At 71.7% G+C, this 25,332-nt stretch carries 23 protein-coding genes; 11 read left to right on the forward strand and 12 right to left on the reverse strand.

Going from position 1 to position 25,332, the window contains the following annotated elements:
• Nucleotides 1-4 precede the first annotated feature (4 nt).
• The 3 genes from GC203_RS06650 to GC203_RS06660 form a co-directional block, all read right to left on the reverse strand.
• The gene (locus GC203_RS06650) at nucleotides 5-2,173 is read right to left on the reverse strand and encodes a bifunctional (p)ppGpp synthetase/guanosine-3',5'-bis(diphosphate) 3'-pyrophosphohydrolase (RefSeq protein ID WP_293452719.1); all 2,169 of its coding nucleotides are present in this window, start codon (nucleotides 2,171-2,173) and stop codon (nucleotides 5-7) included.
• A 125-nt stretch (nucleotides 2,174-2,298) separates the two neighbouring features.
• Complete coding sequence (gene rpoZ, locus GC203_RS06655) at nucleotides 2,299-2,658, reverse strand: DNA-directed RNA polymerase subunit omega (protein ID WP_293452721.1); 360 nt, start codon at nucleotides 2,656-2,658, stop codon at nucleotides 2,299-2,301.
• A 142-nt stretch (nucleotides 2,659-2,800) separates the two neighbouring features.
• Complete coding sequence (locus GC203_RS06660; protein ID WP_293452723.1) at nucleotides 2,801-3,223, reverse strand: YciI family protein; 423 nt, start codon at nucleotides 3,221-3,223, stop codon at nucleotides 2,801-2,803.
• Between the two features lie 138 nt (nucleotides 3,224-3,361).
• Here GC203_RS06660 and GC203_RS06665 point away from each other — a divergent pair, with 138 nt between their 5' ends.
• Nucleotides 3,362-5,386: an amidohydrolase family protein gene (locus GC203_RS06665; RefSeq protein WP_293452725.1), complete on the forward strand. Its 2,025-nt coding sequence runs from the start codon at nucleotides 3,362-3,364 to the stop codon at nucleotides 5,384-5,386.
• Here the strand turns inward: GC203_RS06665 and folK are convergent.
• Complete coding sequence (gene folK / locus GC203_RS06670) at nucleotides 5,383-5,859, reverse strand: 2-amino-4-hydroxy-6-hydroxymethyldihydropteridine diphosphokinase (protein ID WP_293452791.1); 477 nt, start codon at nucleotides 5,857-5,859, stop codon at nucleotides 5,383-5,385. The genes GC203_RS06665 and folK overlap by 4 nt on opposite strands.
• 49 nt (nucleotides 5,860-5,908) lie before the next feature.
• Here folK and GC203_RS06675 point away from each other — a divergent pair, with 49 nt between their 5' ends.
• The 5 genes from GC203_RS06675 (at nucleotide 5,909) to GC203_RS06695 (ending at nucleotide 10,960) form a co-directional block, all read left to right on the forward strand.
• A complete protein-coding gene (locus tag GC203_RS06675; protein ID WP_293452727.1) occupies nucleotides 5,909-6,502 on the forward strand; it encodes an NYN domain-containing protein in 594 nt (197 codons plus the stop codon).
• Nucleotides 6,492-7,139, forward strand: a complete 648-nt coding sequence (locus GC203_RS06680; RefSeq protein ID WP_293452729.1) for a uracil-DNA glycosylase — start codon at nucleotides 6,492-6,494, stop codon at nucleotides 7,137-7,139. Before GC203_RS06675 ends, GC203_RS06680 begins: the two co-directional genes overlap by 11 nt.
• A 55-nt stretch (nucleotides 7,140-7,194) precedes the next feature.
• Nucleotides 7,195-8,577 (forward strand): M20/M25/M40 family metallo-hydrolase, encoded by a 1,383-nt coding sequence (locus GC203_RS06685; RefSeq protein WP_293452731.1) that lies wholly within the window; start codon nucleotides 7,195-7,197, stop codon nucleotides 8,575-8,577.
• Nucleotides 8,578-8,653: 76 nt separating this feature from the next.
• The gene (locus GC203_RS06690; RefSeq protein WP_293452733.1) at nucleotides 8,654-10,414 is read left to right on the forward strand and encodes an amidohydrolase family protein; all 1,761 of its coding nucleotides are present in this window, start codon (nucleotides 8,654-8,656) and stop codon (nucleotides 10,412-10,414) included.
• Between the two features lie 60 nt (nucleotides 10,415-10,474).
• Nucleotides 10,475-10,960, forward strand: coding sequence for a hypothetical protein (locus tag GC203_RS06695; protein WP_293452735.1), 486 nt, complete (start codon nucleotides 10,475-10,477; stop codon nucleotides 10,958-10,960).
• 193 nt (nucleotides 10,961-11,153) lie between these two features.
• Here the strand turns inward: GC203_RS06695 and GC203_RS06700 are convergent, their stop codons facing one another.
• Genes GC203_RS06700 through dapA form a run of 3 tightly spaced genes read right to left on the reverse strand, consistent with a single transcriptional unit; the run spans nucleotide 11,154 to nucleotide 13,240 of the window.
• Nucleotides 11,154-11,879 (reverse strand): GNAT family N-acetyltransferase, encoded by a 726-nt coding sequence (locus tag GC203_RS06700; RefSeq protein ID WP_293452737.1) that lies wholly within the window; start codon nucleotides 11,877-11,879, stop codon nucleotides 11,154-11,156.
• 2 nt (nucleotides 11,880-11,881) lie between these two features.
• A complete protein-coding gene (gene smpB, locus GC203_RS06705; protein ID WP_293452739.1) occupies nucleotides 11,882-12,340 on the reverse strand; it encodes an SsrA-binding protein SmpB in 459 nt (152 codons plus the stop codon).
• 15 nt (nucleotides 12,341-12,355) lie between these two features.
• On the reverse strand, nucleotides 12,356-13,240 hold the full coding sequence (gene dapA / locus GC203_RS06710; protein ID WP_293452740.1) for a 4-hydroxy-tetrahydrodipicolinate synthase: 885 nt from the start codon (nucleotides 13,238-13,240) through the stop codon (nucleotides 12,356-12,358).
• A 145-nt stretch (nucleotides 13,241-13,385) separates the two neighbouring features.
• Between dapA and GC203_RS06715 the strand changes: the two genes are divergently transcribed.
• Nucleotides 13,386-15,461 carry a lytic transglycosylase domain-containing protein gene (locus GC203_RS06715; RefSeq protein WP_293452741.1) on the forward strand — a complete coding sequence of 692 codons (2,076 nt, stop codon included), beginning with the start codon at nucleotides 13,386-13,388 and terminating at the stop codon, nucleotides 15,459-15,461.
• On the opposite strand, the gene GC203_RS06720 is transcribed toward GC203_RS06715, so the two are convergent.
• The 4 genes from GC203_RS06720 to GC203_RS06735 are packed head-to-tail and all read right to left on the reverse strand — an operon-like array spanning nucleotide 15,458 to nucleotide 18,622.
• The gene (locus GC203_RS06720; protein ID WP_293452742.1) at nucleotides 15,458-16,216 is read right to left on the reverse strand and encodes an ABC transporter ATP-binding protein; all 759 of its coding nucleotides are present in this window, start codon (nucleotides 16,214-16,216) and stop codon (nucleotides 15,458-15,460) included. The two genes, GC203_RS06715 and GC203_RS06720, sit on opposite strands and share 4 nt — an antisense overlap.
• Nucleotides 16,213-17,199 carry an iron ABC transporter permease gene (locus GC203_RS06725; RefSeq protein WP_293452743.1) on the reverse strand — a complete coding sequence of 329 codons (987 nt, stop codon included), beginning with the start codon at nucleotides 17,197-17,199 and terminating at the stop codon, nucleotides 16,213-16,215. The genes GC203_RS06720 and GC203_RS06725 overlap by 4 nt, the downstream gene beginning before the upstream one ends.
• Nucleotides 17,196-18,059, reverse strand: coding sequence for an ABC transporter substrate-binding protein (locus GC203_RS06730; protein ID WP_366501520.1), 864 nt, complete (start codon nucleotides 18,057-18,059; stop codon nucleotides 17,196-17,198). Before GC203_RS06730 ends, GC203_RS06725 begins: the two co-directional genes overlap by 4 nt.
• Nucleotides 17,990-18,622, reverse strand: coding sequence for a TetR/AcrR family transcriptional regulator (locus GC203_RS06735; protein ID WP_293452745.1), 633 nt, complete (start codon nucleotides 18,620-18,622; stop codon nucleotides 17,990-17,992). Before GC203_RS06735 ends, GC203_RS06730 begins: the two co-directional genes overlap by 70 nt.
• 110 nt (nucleotides 18,623-18,732) lie before the next feature.
• On the opposite strand from GC203_RS06735, the gene GC203_RS06740 reads away from it, so the two are divergent.
• The 3 genes from GC203_RS06740 to GC203_RS06750 are packed head-to-tail and all read left to right on the forward strand — an operon-like array spanning nucleotide 18,733 to nucleotide 20,941.
• Nucleotides 18,733-19,629 (forward strand): class I SAM-dependent methyltransferase, encoded by an 897-nt coding sequence (locus GC203_RS06740; protein ID WP_293452746.1) that lies wholly within the window; start codon nucleotides 18,733-18,735, stop codon nucleotides 19,627-19,629.
• A complete protein-coding gene (locus tag GC203_RS06745; RefSeq protein WP_293452747.1) occupies nucleotides 19,626-20,417 on the forward strand; it encodes an RNA methyltransferase in 792 nt (263 codons plus the stop codon). Before GC203_RS06740 ends, GC203_RS06745 begins: the two co-directional genes overlap by 4 nt.
• A 59-nt stretch (nucleotides 20,418-20,476) precedes the next feature.
• The gene (locus GC203_RS06750) at nucleotides 20,477-20,941 is read left to right on the forward strand and encodes a carboxymuconolactone decarboxylase family protein (RefSeq protein ID WP_293452748.1); all 465 of its coding nucleotides are present in this window, start codon (nucleotides 20,477-20,479) and stop codon (nucleotides 20,939-20,941) included.
• Nucleotides 20,942-21,173: 232 nt separating this feature from the next.
• Here GC203_RS06750 and hrpB read toward each other — a convergent pair whose 3' ends face one another.
• Nucleotides 21,174-23,606, reverse strand: coding sequence for an ATP-dependent helicase HrpB (gene hrpB, locus GC203_RS06755; RefSeq protein WP_293452792.1), 2,433 nt, complete (start codon nucleotides 23,604-23,606; stop codon nucleotides 21,174-21,176).
• A 125-nt stretch (nucleotides 23,607-23,731) separates the two neighbouring features.
• Between hrpB and GC203_RS06760 the strand changes: the two genes are divergently transcribed.
• Nucleotides 23,732-25,321, forward strand: coding sequence for an amino acid permease (locus tag GC203_RS06760; protein ID WP_293452749.1), 1,590 nt, complete (start codon nucleotides 23,732-23,734; stop codon nucleotides 25,319-25,321).
• Nucleotides 25,322-25,332: the final 11 nt, after the last annotated feature.

Genomic DNA, 25,332 nt, shown 5'->3' on the forward strand with positions numbered 1-25,332 from the left:
CGGATCAGCCCTTCGCCCGCTCCACCTCTTCCACGCTGGGATTGGCCCGCAGCGCCGCGGCGATGTGGGTGAGGTGCCTGGCGTCGGTGACGTCGATGTCGATGTCGACGTCGAAGAAGTCGGACTGGCGGTGGTGCATGCGCAGGTTGACGATGTTGCCGCCCGCCTCGCCGATGATCGTGCAGACCTGACCCAGCACGCCCGGGGCGTTCTTGATGGTGGCGGTGAGCCGCGCGCGGGCCAGGGCGTTGCGCTCGGCCTCGGGCGTCCACTGCAGGTCGCGCCAGAGTTCCTCGCGGTCCTCGTATTCGGCCAGGACCTCGCAATCGATGGTGTGGACGGTCAGGCCGCGCCCGTCGTTCTCGAGGATGCCGACGATGCGGTCGCCGGGCACCGGCGAGCAGCACTCGCCGAAGTGCAACGCCACGCCGGGGGTGAGCCCGCCGCCGCGCACATAGAGGCGGGCGGTCTTGCCGTCCTGGATGTGGCGCCGCGCGGCCGCGGCCTCGCGCTCGTCGGCCTTCAGGCCCGGGAAGACGATCTCCAGCACCTGGGTGGGCGTGGCGCGCCCGCGCCCCACCGTCTCGAACAGGTCGTCCTCGGAGGCCGCGGCGAAGCGGTCGAGCGCCGGGCGCAGCGACACGTCCTTGCGGCTCTTGCCCGCCGCGGCGAAGGCCTGGTCGACCGTCGCGTGGCCCAGGCGGATGAACTCGTCGCGCTCGGTCTGACGGATGTGGCGGCGGATGGCCGAGCGGGCGCGGCCGGTGACGGTGAGCGAGCGCCAGTCGGGCGGCACGACGGGCTTGCCGCCACGGATCACCTCCACCACGTCGCCGTTCTGGAGCGTCGTGCGCAGCGGCCGCAGCTCGCCGTTGATCTTGGCGCCGATGGTGGTGTCGCCGATGTCGGTGTGGACGGCGTAGGCGAAGTCGAGCGGCATGGCCCCGCGCGGCAGGCTGACCAGCTGGCCCTTCGGCGTGAAGACGAACACCTGGTCGAGGTACATCTCGAGCTTGGCGTGCTCGACCAGATCCTCGGCGTCGCCGCCATGCTCCAGCACCTGGACGAGGTGGCGCAGATTGATGAGCGGGTCGCGGCCGCCGGCGGCCTGCTGGTGCTCGGCGTCGAAGCCGTAGGACTGGTTCTTGTAGCGCCAGTGGGCGGCCACGCCCTCTTCGGCCACTCGGTCCATCGCCTCGGTGCGGATCTGCATCTCGACCCGCATGCCGCGGTAGCCGACCACCGTGGTGTGCAGGGAGCGGTAGTTGTTCCGCTTGGGCGTGGAGATGAAGTCCTTGAACCGCTCGGGCACGCTGGACCAGGCGCGGTGGACGACGCCGAGGGCGCGGTAGCAGTCTTCCTCGGTGTCGACGATCACCCGGAAGGCGTAGATGTCGGAGAGCTGGGAGAAGCCGATCGACTTGCGCTGGAGCTTCCGCCAGATCGAATAGGGATGCTTCTCGCGGCCGAACACCCGGGCCGGGATGCCGGCCGCGTCGAGCCGGCTGGTGATCTCCTGGGAGACCGTGGCGACCGCGGCGCCCTGCTCCTGCCGCAGCACCTCCAGACGCCGGATGATCGCGTCGCGCGCCATCGGGTTGAGGTGGATGAACGCCAGCTCCTCCAGCTCCTCGCAGATGCGATGGACGCCGATGGAACGGGCGAGCGGGGCGTAGATGTCGAGGGTCTCGCGGGCGATGCGCTCGCGCTTGGCCGGCTGCTTGATGAAGTGCAGCGTGCGCATGTTGTGCAGCCGGTCGGCCAGCTTCACGAGCAGGACGCGGACGTCCTTGGAGATGGCCAGGATGAACTTCCGCAGGTTCTCGGCCTGGCGCAGGTGTTCCTGGGAGAGCTCCAGCTTGGAGAGCTTGGTGACGCCCTCCACGAGCTCGGCGATCTCGGCGCCGAACAGCTCCTCCACCTTCTCACGGGTGGTGTCGGTGTCCTCGATCACGTCGTGCAGCAGCGCCGTGACGATGGTCTCGGTGTCGAGCCGGTAGTCGGTGAGGATGCCCGCCACCTCAATGGGGTGGGCGAAGTAGGGATCACCCGACGCGCGCTTCTGGGCCCCGTGGGCGCGCATGGCGTAGACGTAGGCGCGGTTCAGCAGCGCCTCGTCGGCCGTCGGATCGTACGAGCGGACCTTCTCGATCAGCTCGAACTGGCGGAGCATCGGCGGGCGGCGCGCCGCCGTGACGGCGCGGCTCTCCCCGGCCAGGTCGGATTTCAGGACGTCGTGAAGTGGGGCGGCGGTTGGGATCGCCGCCTCGGGTGCAAGCGGTTCTGCGCCTTCCGGGCTCAGTACCGCTCCTCCTGGCCGCCGTCGCGGTCGCTCTGCAGGGCGCGGACCAGTTCCAGTTCGCTCATCTGCGTGTGGGTGGGATCGGCCAGCAGGGCCAGGGTTTCCGCCTCTTCCTCGGCCTCGGACCGCTCGTCGACCCGTTGCAGGGTGCCGATGAGGTTTTCCTTCAGCTCCTCGGCGTCGACCACGTCCTCGGCGATCTCGCGCAGGGCCACGACCGGGTTCTTGTCGTTGTCGCGGTCGACCATCAGTTGCGAGCCGGCCGAGATGGCGCGGGCGCGATGGGCCGACAGCAGCACGAGGCTGAAGCGGTTGGGGACCTTCTCGATGCAGTCTTCGACGGTGACGCGGGCCATGGAGTCTCTCAGGAGGCGGGGAGTAGCCGTTCAAAATAGCGGTTGGGGCGGTTTTGTGCAACGCCGCGAGGGTCGCAGGCGGGCCGTCCGCCATTTCCCCATGGATCGGATCGACTTTCGCGTTTCGCCCGCCCGCCCGGCCTCACCGCTCGGTCTTGGCCATCAGGCGCTCGGCGTGGTCCCGAAGCTCCGGCGAGAAGGCGTCGCCCAGATCCTCGAACTCGTAGATCTGGCGCACCTCCAGCTCGACCTCGCCATGGCCGTCGAGCGCCGGCCAGAGCCTGGCCCACTTGAGCACATCGTCGAGCGAGTCCGCTTCGACCAGGGTGAAGCCGGCGATCAGCTCCTTGGTCTCGGCGAACGGCCCGTCGATGACCATCGGCTTGCCGCCGCTGAACTTGACGCGCGCGCCCCTGGCCGTGGGCTGTAGGCCGTCGCCGCCGAGGATGGTCAGCTCGCGGCCCATGGCCTCGTGGTGGTCCATCATCGCCTGGGCGAGTTCGCGGCTGGGCGCGACGCCGGCCTCGGTCTCGGCGTCGGCCTTGCGGATGATCATGAAACGCATGGCGAGTCTCCGTCTCGGGGCGCGGGATCGCGCCGAACGCCCCGAGGACGAAGCCGCCCGGCCCACGCCGACATTTCGCGCGAAAAGGATCGCCCGGACGGCTTCCGAACGCGAGCCGGCGGTGATCTAACCTCCGCCATGACCCGATTCCTGACCGCGGCGTGCGCCGCCGCCCTCCTCGTCGCCAGCCCGGCCTGGGCCGAGACCGCCAGCTATTCGTTCATCTTCGGCGGCAAGAACGTCGGCCACCTGATCGCCGACACCAAGGGCGACACCACCACCATCGACTTCGACATCAAGAACAACGGCCGCGGTCCCACCGACGCCGAGGTGATCAAGTCGAACGCCGACGGCCTGCCGGTCGACTGGAAGATCACCGGCGCCACCACCTTCGGCAGCAAGGTCTCGGAGACCTTCCGCCAGAGCCGCGGCAAGGCGACCTGGGTCGACTCCACCGGCAAGGGCGAGGCCAAGATCGACAAGCCGGGCCTCTACGTCTCGCAGGCCGGCAGCCCGTGGGGCGACGCGATCATCGCCAAGGCGCTGCTGAAGGCGCCGGGCATGACGCTCCCTGCCCTGCCCGGCGGCACGCTGCGGCTGGAAAAGGGCGAGAGCCTGAAGGTGGACGGCGAAGGCGGGCCGCTGACCGTCACGCGCTACGACCTGACCGGCATCAACCTGACGCCCACCACCCTGCTGCTGGACGCCCAGGGCGAGATGTTCGCCGAGGTGGATCCCAGCTCGATCCTGGTGCGCAAGGGCTACGAGGGCGAGGAAGTGCGGCTGCGCCAGCTGGCGGCCGACTGGTCGACGCAGCGCTACGTCGACATGGAGAAGGCGGTCGCCCACCGCTACGACGCCCCCGTGCGGATCCGGAACGTCCGGGTCTTCGACCCCAAGACCTCGAAGCTGACCGAGCCGGTCTCGGTGCTGGTGGACGGCAAGACGATCGCCGCGGTCGAGCCGCTCGACAGCCCGGCCACACCCGGCGAGGTGACGATCGACGGCGCCGGCGGGACGCTGGTGGCCGGCATGTACGAGATGCACGGCCACCTCGGCCAGGACGACGCGATGCTGAACCTCATGGCCGGCATCACCACCGTCCGCGACATGGGCAACGACAACGCCGTGCTGGCCAAGCTGATCGACCGGACGGACGCCGGCGAGATCGGCGGGCCGCACGTGATCCGCTCGGGCTTCATCGAGGGCAAGAGCCCGTTCAGCGCCAACAACGGGATCCTGGTGGAGAACCAGCAGCAGGCGATCGACGCGGTCCACTGGTACGGCGCGCGCGGCTTCTGGCAGATCAAGATCTACAACAGCATGAAGGGCGAGTGGGTCCCGGCCATGACCGCCGAAGCCCACAAGCTGGGCATGCGGGTCGCCGGCCACGTGCCGGCCTTCTCCACGGCCGACCAGATGATCGAGGCCGGCTACGACGAGATCACCCACATCAACCAGTTCATGCTGGGCTGGGTGATCAAGCCCGACGAGGACACCCGCACCCTCTTCCGCCTGACCGCGCTGAAGCGGCTGCCCGACCTCGACCTGCAGAGCGCCAAGGTGCAGCACACGATCCAGATGATGGTGGACGGCCACAAGGCCATCGACCCGACCCTGGGCATCCACGAGCAGCTGACCCAGAACCGCGACGGCCAGGTCCCGCCCGGCGCGGTGGACTATCTGGACCACATGCCGGTGGGCTACCGGCGCGGGGCGATGAAGGCGTGGGTCGACACCTCGGCGCCCGGCGACGACGCGGCCTATCGCGGCGCGTTCGAGAAGATCCTCCAGACCGTGAAGATGCTGCACGACCGCGGCGTGTTCATCGTGTTCGGCACCGACACCGGCGGATCGTTCACCTACCACCGCGAGCTGGAACTCTATCAGCGGGCCGGCTTCACGGCGCCCGAGATCCTGAAGCGGGCCACCTACGACACCGCCAAGTACGTGGGCCAGGACCAGACCATGGGCTCGATCGAGAAGGGCAAGCTGGCCGACTTCTTCCTGATCCCGGGCGATCCCACCCAGGACCTGAAGGCGATCAAGACCATCCGCATGGTGGTGAAGGACGGCGCGTTCTACTACCCCACCGAGGTCTATCCGCGGTTCGGCATCGAGCCGTTCACGACGGCGCCGACGGTGACGCCGCCGAAGTCCTAGGCGGGGCGTGCGTCGCGGCCCACGGAGGCCGTGGCGGCCAGCTCGGCGGCGGTCTTGCCCAGCACCGGATGAACCCAACCGGGCGCGATCTCGGCCAGCGGCCCCATGACGAACAGGCGCTCGTGGGCGCGGGGGTGCGGGACGATCAGGCCCGGCGCGTCGCGCACCTCGCGGCCATGGGCGATCAGGTCGAGGTCGAGGGTGCGCGGCGCGTTCCTGGCCCAGCGTTCGCGGCCCAGTTCGGCCTCGAGCTTCAGCAGGGCGGCGAGCACCCCGGCGGGTCCGGCGTTCGCCTCGACAAGCGCGACGCCGTTGCGGTACTCAGGTCCATTCGGGTCGGGCCAGGCGGCCGAGCGCCACCAGGACGACGTTTCAAGGATTTTCAGGCCGACCTCGGGAAATTTCGCCAGAGCCGCCTCCAGCAAAGCCTCCGACGAGCCGTATGCGCCCGGAAGATTGCTGCCCAACGCGATGACGACCGCCCGGTCCAGGCCGCTTTTCAGATTGAGGATTTTCGCGCGGATGACCTTCTACCCCACTGACCGGCTGGCGTTGTTCATCGATGGGGCCAACCTCTATTCCGCCGCCAAGAACCTCGGGTTCGACATCGACTACCGCAAGCTGCTGGACGAGTTCAAAAAGCGCAGCGTGCTGGTGCGCGCCTACTACTACACGGCGCTGGTGGAGAATGAGGAGTACTCGCCGATCCGGCCGCTCGTGGACTGGCTGGACTACAACGGCTTCCGGCTCGTGACGAAGCCGGCCCGCGAGTACACCGACAGCCAGGGCCGCAAGCGGTTCCGGGGCGACATGGACGTGGAGATCGCGGTCGACATGATGGAGATGGCCGGCCACGCCGACCACATGGTGCTTTTCTCGGGCGACGGCGACTTCCGCAAGCTGGTGGAGGCGGTGCAGCGCCGCGGGGCGCGGGTGACCGTGGTGTCCACCGTGAAGAGCCAGCCGCCGATGGTGTCGGACGACCTGCGCCGGCAGGCCGACGCCTTCGTGGACCTGGCCGACCTGGCCGACCTGATCGGGCGGCCGTCGCGGCTGCCCAGGTTCCTGCAGGAGAAGGGCGCCCAGCACGTCGAACGCGACGCCAATGCGGGCTGACGCCCCGGCCGAAGCGCCCGCCGACTGCCCGCTCTGCCCCCGCCTCGTCGCCTATCGCCAGGCGAACCAGGCCTCGATCCCGGAGGGCTTCAACGGCGCGGTGGCCTCGTTCGGCGACCCCGACGCGCGGCTGTGCGTGGTGGGCCTGGCGCCCGGCCGCATGGGCGCCAACCGCACGGGCCGGCCGTTCACCGGCGATGGCGCGGGCTGGATGCTCTACGACACCCTGCTGAAGACCGGCTTCGCGAGCGGGACCTACGACGCGCGGCCCGACGACGGGCTGACGCTGAGCGACTGCATGATCACCAACGCGGTGCGCTGCGCCCCGCCCGGCAACAAGCCGGAGACCAAGGAGGAGGCCAACTGCCGGCCCTTCCTGACCGCGCGCCTGGCCGCCCTGCCCCGGCTGAAGGTGATCGTGACCCTGGGCGACGTCTCGCGGCGCAACGTGCTGCGGGCGCTGGGCCTGAAGGCCTCGGCGGGGATCGCCGGCCACGGGACCGAGTTCCCGGCGGGCCCGTACACGGTGCTGAACAGCTATCACTGCTCGCGGCTCAACACGAACACCGGGCGGCTGACGGCGGAGATGTTCGAGGCGGTATTCCGCCGCGCGCGGGCGCTGATCGACGCCGATTGACCGGGCCGGCGGCGCACCGCACGGTCGCGCCTTTCCCGGACCTGGAGAGTCCCGCTTGCGCATCGCCCTGGCGCTGACCGCCGCCCTCGCCGCCACCTCGGCCTTCGCCGCCCCGCCGAAGGTCGATCCGGCCCTGCACGACCAGGCGCTGGAGATCCTGAAGCGCAGCGTCGCCTTCCCCACCGTGGCCGGGCGCGGCCAGACCGTGGCCTATGCGCAGTACCTGAAGGGCGTGCTGACCGCGGCGGGTTACAAGGACGAGGAGATCACCATCGAGCCGATGGGCGACACCGCCTTCCTGATCGCCCGCTATCCGGGGAAGGACCCGGCCAAGAAGCCGCTGGTCGTCAACGGCCACATGGACGTGGTGGAGGCCAAGCCGGAGGACTGGGAGCGCGACCCGTTCACGCCGGTGATCGAGAACGGCTACGTCTACGGCCGCGGGGCCGAGGACAACAAGTTCGACGTCTCGGTGGTGGTGGCGACGCTGGCCAAGCTGCGGAGGGCCGGCTGGACGCCCGGCCGCGACGTGATCCTGGCGCTCTCGGGCGACGAGGAGACCACCATGCGCACCACCGCCGAACTGGCGAAGCGGCTGAAGAACGCCGAGCTGGTGCTGAACGACGATGGCGGCGGCGGCTCGCTGGACCCCGACGGCAAGCCGGTGGCCTATGGGATCCAGGGCGCCGAGAAGACCTACGCCGACTTCACCATCACCTTTACCGATCCGGGGGGCCATTCCAGCCGGCCCACGCCGACCAACGCCATCTACCGCCTGGCCAAGGCGCTGGACCGGATCGCGGCCTACCGTTTCCCGACCATGAGCAACGACATCACCCGGGCGATGTTCGCGGCGGCGGCGACCAGCACGCCGGGCGAGCTGGGCCAGGCGATGAGGCGCTTCGCCGCCGATCCGGCCGACAAGGCGGCGATCGACACCCTGAGCGCCGACACCAACTACAATCCGATGCTGCGCACCACCTGCGTGGCCACCATGCTGAGCGGCGGGCACGCGCCCAACGCTCTGCCCCAGAGCGCCACGGCGACGGTGAACTGCCGGATCTTCCCGGGGACCTCGTCGGCCAGCGTGCGCGACACCCTGGTCGACGTGATCGCCGATCCGACGGCGAAGGTGACGCGCAACGACGACGGCTCGATCGACAGCCCGGCCTCGCCGCTGCGGCCCGACGTGATGGCGGCGGTCGAGAAGGCGGTCCACGCGCGCTATCCGGGCCTGGCGATCGTGCCGGCCCAGGCGGCGGGGGCCACCGACAGCATGTACTTCCGCGCCCAGGGGATCCCCAGCTACGGCGTCTCGGGCATGTTCACCAAGGACGGCGAAGGCTTCGCCCACGGGCTGAACGAGAAGGCGCCGCTGGGCACCCTGGACGGCGACCTGGCCCACTGGGACACGCTGCTGCGGGAACTGGCGAAGTAGAAATCCCCTTTCGCTTCCCCCACGGCGCCGGCGTATCGTCTGGCAAAACGCGTGATGCGAATTGCGGGAGGACACCATGCTCGACCTGATCATCCGGGGCGGGACCATCGTGGACGGGACGGGCGGCGAGCCCTTCGTGGGCGACATCGGCGTCCAGGGCGACCGGATCGTGGCGGTGGGCAAGGTCGAAGGGCCGGCCAAGCGCGAGATCGACGCCACCGGCCTGACGGTGACGCCCGGCTGGGTCGACATCCACACCCACTACGACGGCCAGGCCACCTGGGACCCGCTGATGGCGCCCTCCTCCTGGCACGGGGTGACCACGGCGATCATGGGCAACTGCGGCGTGGGCTTCGCCCCCGTGCGGCCCGACCAGCACGACTTCCTCATCGAGCTGATGGAAGGGGTGGAAGACATCCCCGGCTCGGCCCTGGCCGAGGGCATCGACTGGAAGTGGGAGAGCTTCCCCGAATACCTCGACGCGCTGGAGGCCAAGCCGCGGACGATCGACGTGGGCACGCACGTGCCGCACGCCTCGGTGCGGGCCTATGTGCTGGGCGACCGCTGCAACACCGACTACCAGCCCAACGCCGACGAGATCGCCGAGATGGCGAAGCTGGTGCGTGAAGGCGTCGAGGCCGGCGCCCTGGGCTTTTCGACGTCGCGCACGCTGCTGCACAAGGACCTGAAGGGCGTGCACATGCCCGGGACCTTCGCCGGATCGGACGAGATGCTGGCGCTGGGCATGTCGATGAAGGGCCTGAGCCACGGCGTCTTCGAGATGGTCTCCGACCACCTGGGCGACGACGACGAATGGATGTGGGTGAAGGGCTTCGCCCAGGAGACCCACCTGCCGGTGACCCTGGTGGCCACCTCGGCCGGCGCCTACGAAGGCGACAAGATGTACAACATCGCCGAGGAGAGCCGCGCCCACGGCATGGACATCCGCCCGCAGATCGCCGGGCGGCCGACGGGCATCCTCCACGGCCTGACCTCGAACTTCCACGTCTTCCTGGCCAGCCCGACATGGAAGGCGAAGCTGGCTAACCTGTCGCTGGAAGAGCGCCTGGCCGAGATGAAGAAGCCTGAGGTGCGCCGGGCGCTGCTGTCGGAGGACAGCCCGCTGATCCGCGCGGCGGTGGGCGACGCCGGAGCCGACTCCCTGGCCGCGGCGTTCGGCGGCAGCCTGCTGTGGCGCATCTTCCCGCTGGGCGAGAAGCCGAACTACGAGCCCGACCGGGCCCAGAGCGTGGCCGGCCTGGCCGAGGCGGCGGGCGTGGCGCCGCTGGCCATGATGTACGACCTGCTGATGCGCGACGGCGGGCGCGAACTGTTCTACCAGCCGCTGGGCGGCTACCAGACCTACAACTTCGACTTCTTCCGCAAGAATATGCAGCATCCCAATGTGTTGTTTGGCCTTTCGGACGGCGGCGCCCACTGCGGCGTGATCGCCGACGCCGGCATGCCCAGCTTCATCCTCAGCTACTGGGCGCGCGACCGGGTGAAGGGCGAGCAGTTCCCGCTGCCGTTCCTGGTGCGCAAGCTGTCGAGCGACACGGCCCGCGCCTACGGCCTGAACGACCGCGGGCGGCTGGAGCCGGGCCTGCTGGCTGACATCAACGTCATCGACTTCGACGCCCTGCAGCTCCACCGCCCCGAGGCCGTGCACGACCTGCCGGCGGGCGGTCGCCGCCTCGTCCAGAAGGTGGACGGCTACCGCTACACGGTGAAGTCGGGCCAGGTGACGTTCGAGGACGGCGAGCACACGGGGGCCCTGCCCGGCGGCCTGGTCCGCGGCGGCCGCGAGGCGGTGATCCTGCCGATCGCGGCGGAGTAGACAGGATTATAAATTACTGATGTAAATCTCGCGGCGAGCCAATGAAGGGGGCGCTGCGGGATGAGGTCCGGGTTCGGGGCGGCGCGCGCCACGCAGCGCGCGTTGGGCCGCCGCCGCGGCGGCGACATCGCCGCCTTCCTGGCGCTGCTGGCGGCGCTGGCCAGCATTCCGGCCTATGTGGTCTGGGAGACCTGGTCCGAGATCCAGGCGATGAAGCGGGCCTGGACCATCGCCGGCCCGCCCTGCCCGGTCGTCGCCAAGCCGGCGCCCTGGGCCACGAACCATCACCGGGCGACGCGGAGCTTCCCCTACGGCCCGGCGACGTTCGCCCGCGCCTTCGGCGCGGCGAGCTGCGTGGCGATCCCGGAGGACGGGCTGTGGACCCAGCGCAGCTACCACGTCTGCCAGTTCAACAATCCGGGCGCGCTGACGGTGACGGCGGCGGGGCGCAGCACGACATTCCAGCCGCCGGCGGGCCGTCGCGCCACGGTGACGGTGCGCCACGGTCAGGTGCGCTGCGTCGTGGGCGGCTGGTTCAACCTGTAGGTTGACGCCCCGATCGACCGACCCTTTTCGTCATCGCCCGGCTTGTCCGGGCGACCCATGAACACGGACGTCGGCCGGTTTGGGCCGCGACGGTGCAGCATGCCGACCTGCACGCTCGGTGTTCATGGATGGCCCGGGCGGGCCGGGCCATGACGATCTATAAGGTTTTCAAGCTGTTGATTGGATCTTCAGCCTAACGCCAATACCCGTAGCTCCAGGCGTCCTTGAACCCGGCGCGCTGGTAGAGGTTGCGGGCGGGGTTGGCCTCTTCCACCTGCAGGAAGATGCGCGGCGTCTCCCGCGCCAGGGCGGCCGAGCCGAACAGGGCCAGGAGGCGGCCGGCGAAGCCCGCGCCGCGCCGCTCCAGCGCGGTGCGCATGCCGTGCACCCCGGCCCAGCCGTAGCCGAAGCTGAGCGCGCCCACGGCCACGGTGCGGCCCCCTTCGCGCACGGCGCCGAACAGGGCGTCGGGCGACTCGGTAAGGCGCTTGACGCGATGGGCGCCGTCGACGGGATCGAAGCCCTCGCCCAGGAATACCTCGCCCCAGGCCTCGTCGGGGTGGTCGAGCAGATCGGCGAAGGGCACGGCGTAGCCGGCCACGGTCTCGGCCCGGGCGGTCATCACGATCGTCGGCTGCTGGCGGACATAGCCGCGCCGCGACAGCTCGGTGCGCACGGCCTCCAGGCCCGGAACGTCGGCGACGCGGAAGGCGGGCTCCAGGCCATGGCTGCGATAGGCCGCCTCGATCTCGGGAATGGCGGCGACCGAGACATCGTGGCTGAGGGGCGCGGCGCTCTTGCCGCGGCCGATCGTGCCGTCGTCGAAGGGCGCGATCCAACCGGAAATCTCGGCCACCTCGGGCGGCGCAACGGCGGCGACGGTCGCCCGCTCGAGGCTTTCGATGTCTTCCGGGTCCAAACTCAGCCTTTCTCCCGCATCAGGCGGGCCTTGTCTCTCTGCCAGTCGCGCTCGGCGGAGGTCTCGCGCTTGTCGCGGACGTTCTTGCCCTTGGCCAGGGCCAGCTCCAGCTTCGCCAGGCCCTTGTCGGACCAGTAGAGCTTGGTCGGGACGATCGTGCGCCCCTCCCGCTGCACCGCGCCGATCAGCTTGTCGATTTCGCGGCGCTTGAGCAGCAGCTTCCGGTGCCGGCGCGGCTCGTGATTGAAGTGCGGGCCGGCCTGGGCGTAGGTCGGGATGTCGGCGTTGACCAGCACCAGCTCCTTGCCCTCCACCGCCGCGTAGCTCTCGGCGATGTTGGCTTTGCCGTTGCGCAGGCTCTTCACCTCGGACCCGGTGAGCGAGATGCCGGCCTCGAAGGTCTGTTCGAGAAAATAGTCGAACCGGGCGCGCCGGTTCTCGGCGATCAGCTTACCTGCCATGGCTCTTAGATAGGCTCAGACGAGGCCCGCGTCGCGCATGGCGGCCAGCACCTCGGCGCGCGCGGGCTCGGAACAGGGCGCGATGGGCAGCCGCACCTCGTCGGTGCAGAGCCCGAGATGGGCGAGCGCAAACTTGGTGGGCGCGGGGCTGGCGTCGGCGAACAGCGCCTTGTGGAGCCGCACGAGGCGGTCCTGGATCTGCAGGGCCGCGGCCCAGTCGCCGCTGAGGGCGTCGTTGTAGAACTGGGCGCAGAGCTCCGGGGCGACGTTGCAGGTCACGGAAATGCAGCCGTGGCCGCCGTGGGCCATGTAGCCGAGGGCGCTGGGGTCGTCGCCGGACAGCATCACCCAGTCGGGGCCGCAGCGCAGGCGCTGGAACGAGGCGCGGACCATGTCGCCCGTCGCATCCTTCACGCCCACGATGTTGGGCAGCTTGGACAGCCGCTCCAGGGTCTCGTTGGAGATGTCGACGCTGGTGCGCGAGGGCACGTTGTAGACCAGCAACGGCAGCTGCACGGCGTCGTTCACGGCCTTGTAGTGGAGGTAGAGCCCCTCCTGCCCCGGCCGGTTGTAGTAGGGCGTGACCATCAGCGCGGCGTCGGCGCCGACGGTCTTGGCGTGGCGGGCGAGTTCGATGGCCTCGGCGGTGGAGTTGGAGCCGGCGCCCGCGATCACGGGAACGCGGCCCCGCGCGGTCTGCACGCAGAGCTCGACCACCCGGCGGTGTTCGGCGTGGCTCAGGGTCGAGGTCTCGCCGGTGGTGCCGACGGGAATCAGGCCATGCACGCCGCCGGCGATCTGGCGTTCGACCAGGGCCACGAAGGCGTCCTCGTCCACCTGGCCGTTGCGGAACGGCGTCACGAGCGCGGGAAAGACGCCGCTGAAAAGGGAATCGGTCATGTGTGGGGACAAGCGAAGGTGTGCAAAAAGCCGTGAATTTGCCGCCTGGTGAGGCGACGTTCAGATTTGGCGGGACAATATGGCGGCGTGGGCTTAGCCCGCAACGCTGATTCCATGCATCCCCTGAGTCGTTTGGGGTGAGACCTTGAACCCGAGAGCCCGCAACGTCCTGCTCGCCGGCTTCGCCGTGCTGATCGCGACGACCGTCGCCCGCGCCCAGCCGGTGGATCCAATCGGCGATCTCCTCGCCCGGACCGCCCAACCGGGCGCGCCCCAGGCGCCCCTGAGCGCGGCGGACAAGCAGGCCTTCAGCACGGCGCTGAACGCGGCCAAGCGCGGCGACGTCACGGGCGCGCGCGCCGCCATCGCGAGCCTGGGCGACGCGACCGCGCGGCGGACCGCCACCTGGGCGCTGGTGGACGCCAACGCCGAGTCGCTGAGCTTCGCCGAGATCGACGCCGCGCGGCGCGACCTCGCCGGCTTCCCCCGGCCCACCCGCCGCCAGATCGCCGCCGAGAAGCTGATCGAGACGTCCGGCAAGTCGCCGCAGGAGATCGTCGACTGGTTCAGCGGCCAGGAACCGATGAGCGCCCAGGGCGCCATGGCGCTGGCCTCGGCCTACCGGTCGCTGGGCCGCCAGGGCGACGCCGAGGGCCTGATCCGCCGCTGGTGGCGGACCAAGAGCTTCGAGGCCGACCAGCAGACGGCCATGATGACCCGGTTCGGCGCGATGCTGAACGTGGACGACATCATCGCCCGCGCCGACATCCTGCTCTACGGCGCGCAGGGCCCGGCGACCCGGGCCATGGTGGACATGCTGCCGCCCGAGCAGCAGCCGGCGGCCCAGGCGCGCATGGCGCTGCGGGCCAACGCGAAGAACGCCGACGCGCTCTATCAGGCGCTGTCGCCAACCGACCAGCAGTCGCCCGGCGTGGCCTTCGAGCGAGCGGCCTACCTGCGCCGCAAGGGCCTGGACGCCCAGGCGCTCGCGCTCGCGCCGCTGTTCCCGAAGGACGTCGTCACCTCCGAACAGGCCGACCGCATCTGGGACGAGCGCTACCGGTTGACCCTCTCGGCGATCCGGGGCGGCGACTGGGAAGGCGCCTACCAGGCCGCGGCGAACACCGGGCTGACCGAGGGCGGCGACGCCGCCGAGGCCGAGTTCTACGCCGGCTGGATCGCGCTGAAGCGTCTCAACGACCCCGAGGCCGCGGGCCGCCACTTCGCCGCCATCGAGCAGATCGGCTCGACGCCGATCACGCGCGGTCGCGCCTTCTATTGGATGGGCCGCGCCGCCGAGGCGCGCGGCGACAAGGCCGAGGCCCGCAAGGACTATTCCGAGGGCGCGCAATACACGACCACCTTCTACGGCCAGCTCGCCGCCGAGAAGCTGGGCATGAAGCTGGTGCTGCCGCGGGACCCCAAGCCGACGGCCGCCGAGCGCAAGCGCTTCGAGGGCCGCGAGCCCGTGAAGGCCATGCGCCTGCTGGCCGACCAGGGCCAGATGGACCTGTTCCGCGTCTTCGCCCTGCATCTGGACGACACCGTGCCGACCACGGTGGAGGCGGCGATGCTGGTCGACGCGATCCGCGGCTATGGCCAGCAGGACACCTCGATGCGCGCGGCCCGCTCGGCCGCCACGCGAGGGCTGATCCTGGTCGAGCGCGCCTACCCCGCCCGCACGACGCCCGAGGTGCAGGACGCGCCCGAGCCGGCGCTGGTGCTGGCGATCACGCGGCAGGAAAGCGGCTTCGATCCCGGCGTGCGCTCGGGCGCCGACGCGCGGGGGATGATGCAGCTCCTGCCGTCGACGGCGAAGATCGTCGCCCGGAAGATCGGCGTCGGCTTCTCTCCCGCCCGCCTCTACGAGCCCGACTACAACATGACCCTGGGCTCGGCCTATCTGGGCGAGCTGGTGAACCGGTTCTCGGGCTCGTACATCATGGCCTCGGCCGGCTACAACGCGGGCCCGGGCCGCCCCACCCAGTGGAGCAGCTTCTGCGGCGACCCGCGCGGCGGGTCCACCGATCCGCTCGACTTCATCGAGTGCATCCCGTTCACCGAGACCCGGAACTACGTGATGCGGGTGCTGGAGAACATGCAGGTCTACCGCGCCCGGCTGAACGGCGGGACGGCTGACATCACGCTCTCGAACGACCTGCGGCGCGGCGCCTACAACTACGCGCCCACCGGCCAGGCGGTGACGGCCAGCAGCCCCTAGAGCCTGCGGCGGCGGGCCGTCAGGACCAGCCCGTCCGAGGTCGTTTGCAGCCGGCCTTCCAGGCCGAACGCCTCGGCGAGGATTTCGGGCGACAGCGCCTGGGCCGGCGGGGCGTCGGCCGCCACGCGTCCCTTGGCCAGCACCACCAGCCGATCGCAGGCGCGCGCGGCCAGGCCCAGGTCGTGCAGGGTCAGCACCACGGCGGCGCCCCGGTCGGCCTCCTCGCGGAACAGGTCGAGGGTGAGGAGCTGTGCGTCGGGGTCGAGGCCGGCGACGGGCTCGTCGGCGACCAGCAGCGGCGCCTCGGCGGCCAGCAGCCGGGCGAGCAGCACCCGGGCCCGCTCGCCGCCCGACATCTCCAGGACGCCGCGGTCCTCCAGGCCCGACAGGCCGACGCGGGCCAGCGCCGCCATCGCACGGTCGCGCGCCACGGCCGGCGGCAGGCGGAAGGCGCCGAGGCTGGCCACCCGCCAGGCGCTCATGTTCCAGCCCACGTGGCGCTCCTGGGGCAGGTAGCCGACGAGCCGGGCGCGCTCCGGATCGGACAGGCGGCGCACGTCGCGGCCAGAGAGCTCGGCGGTTCCGGACTCGAGATGGGCCAGCCCGAGGGCCGCACGCAGCAGGGTCGTCTTGCCCGCGCCATTGGCCCCGACGACGCCCACCACCTCCCCCGCCGAGACCGAGAATCCGGCCTCCGCCAGCACGGCGCGCGCGCCGCGGCGCACCTCCGCGCGATCGAGCTTCAGGGCGGTCACCCGCGCCAGCTCCGGGCGGCGCGCCAGGCGATCAGGGCGAAGAGCGGCGCGCCGAAGAGCGCGGTGACCACGCCCAGCTTGAGCTCCAGGTCGGTGGGGATCACCCGTGCGGCGATGTCGGCGGCGCAGAGCAGGCACGCGCCGGCCAGCGCCGAGGGCAGCAGCACGCGTCCGGGATCGCCCCCCGCGGCGGCGCGGACGAGGTGCGGCGCGGCCAGGCCCACGAAGCCCACGATGCCGGCCATGGCCACCGAGGCGCCGGTGAGCAGCGAGGCGCCGGCGACGGCGGCGGCGCGCAGGCGGGTCATCGGCAGGCCCGAGAGCGCGGCCGTCTCCTCGCCCAGGGTCAGCATCACCAGGCCGCGCGAGGCGTAGGCGCAAAGGCCCGCGCCGACGATGAGGGCGGGCAGCTCGCGGCCGATGTCGCCCCAGTCCCGGTTGGCGACCGAGCCCAGCAGCCAGGCGAATACCTCGGCCAGCGTCACCGGCGACGGCGAGAAGTTGAACACCAGCGAGGTTAGCGCGCCCAGGAAGGCCGAGAGCGCCACGCCGAACAGGATCAGGGTCTCCGGCTCGCGGAAGCGCGCCGCGAGCCAGGTGAGGCCCGCGCCCACCAGCACGGCCGCGCCCAGGGCCGCGCCTTCCACCGCGCCGGGCGTCGCCGCCAGGCCCAGCGAGATGGCGAGCGCCGCGCCGAGGCCCGCGCCGCCCGAGACGCCCAGCACCCCCGGATCAGCCAGGGGGTTGCGCAGCAGGCCCTGCATCACCGCCCCGGCCAGCCCCAGGGCCGCGCCGACCACCAGGGCGGCGGCGGTGCGCGGCAGTCGGATGGCGAACAGCACCTCATGCGCGCCCGAGGCCGGGTCGTGGAGCGCCTGGCGAATCTGGGCGTGGGTGAGCGCCGTCTCGCCCAGCAGCAGGCCCGCGACGGTCAGCGCCAGGATCAGGCCGACCAGGAGGAGATTGAGGACCAGCGGCCTCACTGCCGCGGTGCCTTGGCGGCCAGGCGTTCGGCGGCCTCCGCGGCGCTCCAGTCGGGGCAGCCCAGCATCGAGCCCGGCAGGCTGGCCACGGCGCGTTCGCGAGCGACCTTCTGCAACACCTCGTGGCGGCCCAGGCCCCAGCTGTCGCCAGCCAGCTGGAAGGTGTCGAAGAAGCCGAGCACCACCGCCTTCGGGGGATGCAGCGCCAGGTCCTCCAGCGACACGGTGCGGTAGCCGGGGCGCGCCTCGGCGTTGGTCATGCCCGCCGCGCGCAGGATGGCGTCGACCAGGGTTCCGGGACCGGCGGTGACGCCGCCGGGCGTGAGATAGAGCGCCCGCGCCCCGGCCCAGGCGTCCGCCGCCCGCGCCAGCCGGGCGTCCATCCGCGCCACCAGCGCCTCGCCGGCCGCGCGCTCGTCCAGGGCCTCGGCCACCCGCCGGACGTTGGCGCGGACATCGGCGAAGCCCGCCGCCTCACCGATCGTGACCACCCGCACGCCACGGGCCTCCAGCGCCTGGACCAGCCGCGGCTCGCCGCCCCAGTAGCGCACCACCACCTGCGGCCGAGCGGCCAGCGCGCTCTCCAAGTCGACGCGGCGGCGCGGCAGGCCCCGAGCCAGGGCGCGCAGGTTGGAATCGGCGTCGTCCGCCCGCGCGGAGAGCCCCGCCACGGCGTCGCGCGGGCTGAGCGCCAGAACGTACTGGTCGGCGCACTGATCGAGGGACAGGACCCGCGGGGCGGCGTCTCCTGCGGCCGGCGCCAGGAAGACGGCCGCCGTGGCGAGGGCCGTCAGTCGGCGACGAGGCCGTGCAGCATGCCGTCGAGGGTGATCCGCATCAGTTCCTCGCGGTCGGCCCATTCGAAGTTCGGGCGGCTGATCATCAGCGTCACGACGCCGTGGCAGGCCATCCAGAGCGCCTGGGCCGCCGAATCGCCGTCGCCCGTGCGCAGGCGACCGGCCGCCGCGACCTCGCGCACCACGCCGGAGAAGGCTTCGTAGCATTGTCGGCTCAGGTCGGAGGGGCGTTCGGGCGTGTCCGTCGATACCGGACCCCGCGCGCAATAGACAAGCTCGTAGGCGTTGGGATGCTCCAGGGCCCAGCGCATGTAGGCGTCGAGCATCATCCGGGTCCGGGCGACGGCGTCGAGCGGCCGCTGGGCGATGTCGGTGTTGCGGGCCAGGAGCTGGCGGAGCGTGCCCTCGACGATCTCCTGCAGGATGCAGGCCTTGTCGGGGAAGTGCATGTAGAGCGCGGTGGACGACACGCCGACTTCCTCGGCGATCCGGCGGATGGTGGCGCCCTCGTATCCGTCGGCCACGAAGATGCGTTCGGCGGCGTCCAGAATCTCGGCCCGCCGAAGGTGTCCGTCCCCCTTGGCCTTGCGCGCTGTCTTTCGCGGCGCTGTCGCGACCTGGTTCATGGCGTCTCCCCGCATCCACTGGTCGCCTAGCCCATCGCAAATCTCGTGGTGTGACAAGTCCTTGACGGCCCGACTGGACGGAACGCCGCCCTTGCGCTTAGAGGGCGGGCATGACCAAGCCGCTGATCGCCGCCGCTCCGCAAGCCATGCGGACCAAGGGCTGGAGCGACTATGCGCTGCTCGACTCGGGCGGCGGCCGGAAGCTGGAGCGGTACGGTCCTCACAAGGTCGTGCGTCCGGAGCCGCAGTGCCTGTGGAGCCCTCGCCTGCCCACAGCCGAGTGGGAATCGGCCGACGCGGTGTTCGACCCCACCGACGAGGAGGACGCCGGGCGCTGGCGCTTCAAGGGGCGGCCGCAGGAGCGCTGGCCGCTGGCCTGGGGCCAGGTGAGGTTCCACGGGCGGTTCACGGCCTTCCGACACCTGGCCTTCTTCCCCGAGCAGGCGGCCAACTGGGCCTGGCTGGACGAGACGGTGCGCAGGGCCGGCGGGCAGCCGCGGGTGCTGAACCTGTTCGGCTACACCGGCGTGGCCAGCCTGGCGATGGCGGCGGCGGGGGCGGCGGTGACGCACGTGGACGCCTCGAAGAAGGCGGTGGCCTGGGCGCGGGAGAACGCCGAGCTGTCGGGGCTGGCCGACCGGCCGATCCGCTGGATCACCGAGGACGCCCGCAAGTATGTCCAGCGCGAGGCGCGGCGGGGGTCGCGCTACGAGGGGATCATCCTGGACCCGCCCAAATATGGACGAGGGCCCGGGGGCGAGGTCTGGCGGCTGTTTGAGGATTTGCCTGAACTTGCGCGCCTATGTGGCGAGATTCTTTCGGAAAACTCCAAGTTCCTGATCCTGAACGCCTATGCCGAGCGGATCTCCGGAGCGGCGCTGGCCGGGCTGCTGGCCGAGGTGCTGGCCGACCGCGGCGGACGCATCGAATGGGGCGAGCTGGCGCTGGAGGAGGCGCGCGGCGACCGCGCCATCGGCATGAGCTTCTTCGCCCGGTGGTCGGCGTGAACGCCCGCGCCGTCACCTCGCTGACCAACCCCACGGTCAAGGCCGTGCGCGCCCTGCACATGCGCAAGGAACGCGACGAGACCGGCCTGTTCGTGGCCGAGGGGCTGAAGAACGTGACCGAGGGCGTGGAGACCGGCCACGCGCCGCGCATCCTGATGTTCGGGCCCGAGGCGGCCAAGCACCCCCTGCTCCGCAAGGCCGTGGCGGCGACGGGGGCGGCCGGCGGCGAGGTGATCGAGGTGACCCAGGACATCCTCGCCAAGGTGTCCCGGCGCGACAATCCGCAGGCGGTGGTGGGCGTGTTCGCTCAGGCGTTCCGGCCGCTGGGCGAGACCGAGCCCGGCCCCGCCGGCTGCGTGGTGGCCCTGCACCGGGTGCGCGACCCCGGCAACCTGGGGACCATCGTGCGCACGGCCGACGCGGCCGGCTGCGGCGGGGTGATCCTGGTGGGCGAGTGCTGCGACCCCTACTCCGTCGAGGCGGTGCGGGCGACCATGGGCTCGATCTTCGCCGTGCCGCTGTCGAAGGCCAGCGAGGCCGAGTTCGCCGCCTGGCGCGCCGGCTGGACCGGCTCTGTCGTGGGCACCCTGCTCTCCGCCACGGTCGACCACCGCCAGGCGCGCTACGAGAAGCCGGCCCTGGTGCTGATGGGCAACGAGCAGCAGGGCCTGACGCCCGACATGGCCGCGCTGTGCGACGTGAACGTGAAGATCCCCATGCGCGGCCGGGCCGACAGCCTGAACCTGTCGGTGGCCACCGGCGTCATGATCTACGCCGCCACCGGCTGAGCCCATGTCACAACCGGGCGGTCTCCCGCGTCCTTGAGGCGAAAGAAGGAGACCTCCCCATGACCACCCGCCTCAACCTCTACGCCGTCGGCGGCAAGGCGCTGGAGCCGATGCTGGCGCTGGAAGCCCACATCCAGGCCAGCGGCCTGGAGCACAGCCTGATCGAGCTGGTGAAGATGCGCGCCTCGCAGATCAACGGCTGCGCCTTCTGCCTGCACATGCACTCGAAGGACGCCCGCGCCGCCGGCGAGGCGGAGGAGCGGCTCTACCTGCTGGACGCCTGGCGGGAGTCGAGCCTCTACACCGCCCGCGAGCGCGCCGCCCTGGCCTGGACCGAGGCGCTGACGAGGATCGCCGAGACCGGCGCGCCCGACGCCGACTGGGAGGCCGTGAAGGCCGCGTTCGGCGAAGCCGAGATCCTCGACCTCACCCTGCTGATCACCACCATCAACGCCTGGAACCGCCTGGCCGTGGGCTTCCGCAGCCAGCACCCGCGGACGTGGACGGCGAAGGCGGCGGCGTAGGGGCTGGCCGCGGGGGGGCTCGGACCTGCCCGCCTCCGGGGGCGTGGATGGTGTGGGGTTTCGGCAATGGGCCGTGGTTCGGCGGCCCGCGCGAAGTGTCTGGGGAGCGCCACGAACCGACGCACGGAGGATCGCGACGTCCGCACCCGCCGCGCGGCCTCGAAGTCGGGGCTTCTGAGCGGACCCCCTCACCCGCTCCGCGGGAGCTCCCCCGAGGGGGGAGCATCTTGTTCTAGGTCCCCCGCGGCTTGGCTCGCGTGGTCGGCGCCGCCGCGGCGGGGTCTTCGGGCCAGACGTGTTTGGGGTAGCGGCCGCGCATGTCGGCGCGGACGTCCTTCCAGGAGCCCTTCCAGAAGCCCGGCAGGTCCTGGGTGGTCTGGATCGGGCGGTGGGCCGGCGACAGGAGCGACAGGGTGAGGGGGACGCCGCCGACGGTGGGGTGCTGGGCGAGGCCGAACACCTCCTGCACGCGCACGTCGACGCGGGGGCCGGCCTCGGCGGCGTAGTCGACGGCGAAGCTGTTGCCGGTGGGGGCGGTCCAGCGGGCGGGCGCCTCGGCGTCGAGGCGGCGCTGCTGGTCCCAGGGGATCAGGGCGCGGAGCGCGCCGTCCAGGGCGTCGGGCCGGAGGTCGGCCAGGCGGCGGACGCCGACCAGCAGGGGCGACAGCCACGCGTCGAGGCGGGCCAGCAGGGCGGCGTCGGACAGGTCGGGCCAGGCCGGGTCGCGGGCGTGGAGGAAGGCCGCGCGCTCGCGCAGGGAGACGGCGGCGGGACCCCACGGCAGGAGCCGGAGCCCCTCGCGCCGGACGCGGTCGGCCAGGGCGCGGGCGACGAGGGCGGGATCGGGGTTGTCGTCGGTCTCCTCGCGGACGACGAGGCGGCCCAGGCGGGTGAGCCGCCTGGCGCGCAGGCGCCCGCCGCCGCTCTCCTCCAGGCGCGCCTCGACCTCGAACTGGCCCTCGAAGGCGGCGAGATCGGCGGGGTCCAGCGGCGCGGCGAGCAGGATGCGGTCGCGCCGCTCGCCGCCGCCCAGTTCGGCGATGGCCAGCCAGGGCTCGCGGGCGAGGGCGTCGGTGGGCTCGACGAAGGCGCCGCGGCCGGTGACGAGCTGGAACTCCCCCTGCCCGCCCCGCGCCTTGGCGATGCGCTCGGGATAGGCGAAGGCCAGGAGCAGGCCGTCGGACAGGGGGTCGCCCGTCCCGGGCTTGCCGGTGAGGCCGGCCCATCGATCCGCCAGCGCCCGGGCGTCGCGGGCGCGGGGGCCGCGGTCGCGCGCCAGGAGGTCGAGGCGGTGGCGCAGGTCGGCGTCGCGGCCGCCCAGGCCCTGTTCGGTGACGAGGGCGGCGATGCGGGCGGCGCGGGCGGCCTGGCCGGTCTCGGCGGCCTTGAGCACCATGTGGGCCAGCCGGGGCGGCAGGGGCATGTCGGAGAGCGCGCGGCCGTGCGGGGTGAGCACGCCGGCCTCGTCCAGGGCCTCCAGCCGGCGCAGGAGGGCGCGGGCCTCGGCGAAGGCGGCGGCGGGCGGCGGATCGAGGAAGGCCAGGTCGGCGGGGTCCTTCGCGCCCCAGCGGGCGAGGTCGAGGGCGAGGCCCGAGAGGTCGGCGTCGAGGATCTCCGGGTCGGCGAAGGCGGGGAGCGCGCGGGTCTCGGCCTCGTCCCACAGGCGGTAGCAGGCGCCGGGCTCGGTGCGGCCGGCGCGGCCGCGGCGCTGGTCGGCGGCGGCGCGGGAGACGCGCACGGTGGCCAGGCGCGTGAGGCCGCTGGCCGGATCGTAGCGGGGCACGCGGGCCAGGCCGGCGTCGATCACCACGCGCACGCCCTGGATGGTCAGGCTGGTCTCGGCGATGGAGGTGGCCAGCACCACCTTGCGGCGGCCGGGGGCGGCGGGCTCGATGGCGCGGTCCTGCTCGCGCGGATCGAGGGCGCCGTAGAGCGGGGCGATGTCGACGTCGGGGCGGCGGACGCGCTCGGCCAGGCGCTCGGCGGCGCGGCGGATCTCGCCCTGCCCCGGCAGGAAGACCAGCAGGCTGCCCGGCTCCTCGGCCAGGGCGCGCTCGACGGCGCGGACGACGCGGTCGTCGGGGGAGAGGCGCTCGTCGCGGCCCAGGTAGCGGGTCTCGACCGGGAACATGCGGCCCTGGCTCTCGACCACGGGACAGTCGCCCAGCAGGCGGGCGACGGCGGCGCCGTCGAGGGTGGCCGACATGACCAGCAGGCGCAGGTCGTCGCGGAGCAGCTTCTGGGCGTCGCGGGCCAGGGCGAGGCCGAGGTCGGCGTCGAGGCTGCGCTCGTGGAACTCGTCGAAGATCACGCAGGCCACGCCGGCCAGCTCGGGATCGGCCAGGACCATGCGGGTGAAGACGCCCTCGGTGACCACCTCTATGCGGGTGGCGGCCGAGACGCGGGTCTGCATGCGCACGCGCAGGCCGACGGTGTCGCCCACCCGCTCGCCGAGGGTGGCGGCCATCCGCGCGGCGGCGGCGCGGGCGGCGAGACGGCGCGGTTCGAGCACCACGATCCGGCCGCCCCGGGCCCACGGCTCGGCCAGCAGCTCGAGCGGAACGACGGTGGTCTTGCCCGCCCCTGGCGGGGCCACGAGCACGGCGGCGCCCGGGCCGGCCAGGGCCGCCTTCAGTTCGGACAGGATCTCGTGGACCGGAAGCATCATGGCGCTCTAACGCGGCGCTCGCGGCCGGGCCAGCCCTCGACGCTTGACCATTCGCGCGCAAGCAAGCCACGGTCGCGCCAACATTAATTCGGCGGCCCGGGGGGCCGCATTTCGGAGGCAACATGTGGCGTGTAAAGCCGCTCGACGCGATCCTCGCGACGGCTGAGAAGAAATCACTGCACCGCTCGCTAGGACCGATCCAGCTCACGCTGCTGGGGGTCGGCGCCATCATCGGGACCGGGATCTTCGTGCTGACGGCCGCCGCCGCCCAGAAGGCGGGGCCGGGCATGATGTGGAGCTTCGTCATCGCCGGCGCCGTCTGCGCGGTGGCGGCGCTCTGCTATTCGGAACTGGCCTCGATGGTGCCGGTGTCGGGCTCGGCCTACACCTACACCTACGCCGTGGTCGGCGAGCTGCTGGCCTGGATGGTCGGCTGGGCGCTGATCCTGGAATACGCGGTGGCCGCCAGCGCCGTGTCGGTGGGCTGGTCGGGCTACTTCATGGGCCTGCTCAAGAGCGTCACGGGGATAACCCTGCCCGCCGCATTGTCGGCGGGGCCGGTCTGGTCGCTGGACGGGATCATCCCGCACGCCGACATCAGCCACGGGATCATCAACGTGCCGGCGATCGTCGTCGCCCTGGCCGTCACCGCGCTGCTGGTGATCGGGACGACCGAGAGCGCGCGGGTGAACGCGATCCTGGTGGCGATCAAGGTGACGGCGCTCACCGCGTTCATCGCCCTGACCCTGCCGGCGATCAAGACGGGCAACTTCTCGCCCTTCACGCCCAACGGCTGGTTCGGCCCGCACGGCACCAGCGGCCTCGGCGTGGTGGGCGCGGCGGCCTCGATCTTCTTCGCCTACGTGGGCTTCGACGCGGTCTCCACGGCCGCCGAGGAGACCAAGAACCCGCAGCGCAACGTGCCCATCGGCCTGATCGGCTCGCTGGCGATCTGCACCGTCTTCTACCTGCTGGTGGCGGCGGGGGCGATCGGAGCGGTGGGCGCCCAGCCGGTGCTGGGCCCGGGCGGCGAGATCGTCCAGCCCGGCTCGGTCGGCTTCGCCGCAGCCTGCGCCACGCCGGAAAACGCCGCGCGGCTGGTCTGCTCGAACGAGGCGCTGGCCCACGTGCTGCGCGTCATCGACTGGCCGACGGTCGGCAACGCCCTGGGCCTGGCGGCCAACCTCGCCCTGCCCTCGGTCATCCTGATGATGCTGTTCGGCCAGACGCGGATCTTCTTCGTCATGGCGCGCGACGGCCTGCTGCCCGAGAAGCTGGCCAGCATCCACCCGAAGTGGAAGACGCCGCACATCGTCACCATGGTGACGGGCGTGTGCGTGGCCATCGCCGGGGCGCTGCTGCCCGTGGGCCAGCTGGCCGACATCTCGAACTCGGGCACCCTGTTCGCGTTCTTCATGGTGTCGATCGCGGTGCTGGTGCTGCGCGTGAAGGAGCCCAGCCGGGCGCGGCCGTTCAAGACGCCTTGGGTGTGGGTGGTGGCCCCGCTGTCGGCGGTCGGCTGCGTGCTGCTTTACTTCAACCTGCCGATCGAGGCGATGATGGTCCTGCCCGTCTGGGGCGGCCTGGGTCTCGTGATCTACTTCCTCTACGGCTTCCGGAAGAGCCACGTGGGCCGCGGCCTGATCGAGACGCACGAGCTCGACTCCGACGCGCCGCCCAGCGCGGTTCCGCCCATCTCGGGCGCGGATTGAAGCAGGAAAGA

This window comes from Phenylobacterium sp., assembly GCF_016124325.1.
GTDB lineage: Bacteria > Pseudomonadota > Alphaproteobacteria > Caulobacterales > Caulobacteraceae > Phenylobacterium.

Bases quoted from the DNA above. Each gene is read 5' to 3' on its own strand.
- GC203_RS06650 (WP_293452719.1), bottom strand. From the start codon at position 2,173: ATGCTCCGCCAGTTCGAGCTGATCGAGAAGGTCCGCTCGTACGATCCG.
- rpoZ (WP_293452721.1), bottom strand. From the start codon at position 2,658: ATGGCCCGCGTCACCGTCGAAGACTGCATCGAGAAGGTCCCCAACCGC.
- GC203_RS06660 (WP_293452723.1), bottom strand. From the start codon at position 3,223: ATGCGTTTCATGATCATCCGCAAGGCCGACGCCGAGACCGAGGCCGGC.
- GC203_RS06665 (WP_293452725.1), top strand. From the start codon at position 3,362: ATGACCCGATTCCTGACCGCGGCGTGCGCCGCCGCCCTCCTCGTCGCC.
- GC203_RS06675 (WP_293452727.1), top strand. From the start codon at position 5,909: ATGACCTTCTACCCCACTGACCGGCTGGCGTTGTTCATCGATGGGGCC.
- GC203_RS06680 (WP_293452729.1), top strand. From the start codon at position 6,492: ATGCGGGCTGACGCCCCGGCCGAAGCGCCCGCCGACTGCCCGCTCTGC.
- GC203_RS06690 (WP_293452733.1), top strand. From the start codon at position 8,654: ATGCTCGACCTGATCATCCGGGGCGGGACCATCGTGGACGGGACGGGC.
- GC203_RS06695 (WP_293452735.1), top strand. From the start codon at position 10,475: ATGAGGTCCGGGTTCGGGGCGGCGCGCGCCACGCAGCGCGCGTTGGGC.
- smpB (WP_293452739.1), bottom strand. From the start codon at position 12,340: ATGGCAGGTAAGCTGATCGCCGAGAACCGGCGCGCCCGGTTCGACTAT.
- dapA (WP_293452740.1), bottom strand. From the start codon at position 13,240: ATGACCGATTCCCTTTTCAGCGGCGTCTTTCCCGCGCTCGTGACGCCG.
- GC203_RS06730 (WP_366501520.1), bottom strand. From the start codon at position 18,059: ATGGGCCGACCGCGAGGAACTGATGCGGATCACCCTCGACGGCATGCT.
- GC203_RS06735 (WP_293452745.1), bottom strand. From the start codon at position 18,622: ATGAACCAGGTCGCGACAGCGCCGCGAAAGACAGCGCGCAAGGCCAAG.
- GC203_RS06740 (WP_293452746.1), top strand. From the start codon at position 18,733: ATGACCAAGCCGCTGATCGCCGCCGCTCCGCAAGCCATGCGGACCAAG.
- GC203_RS06750 (WP_293452748.1), top strand. From the start codon at position 20,477: ATGACCACCCGCCTCAACCTCTACGCCGTCGGCGGCAAGGCGCTGGAG.
- hrpB (WP_293452792.1), bottom strand. From the start codon at position 23,606: ATGCTTCCGGTCCACGAGATCCTGTCCGAACTGAAGGCGGCCCTGGCC.
- GC203_RS06760 (WP_293452749.1), top strand. From the start codon at position 23,732: ATGTGGCGTGTAAAGCCGCTCGACGCGATCCTCGCGACGGCTGAGAAG.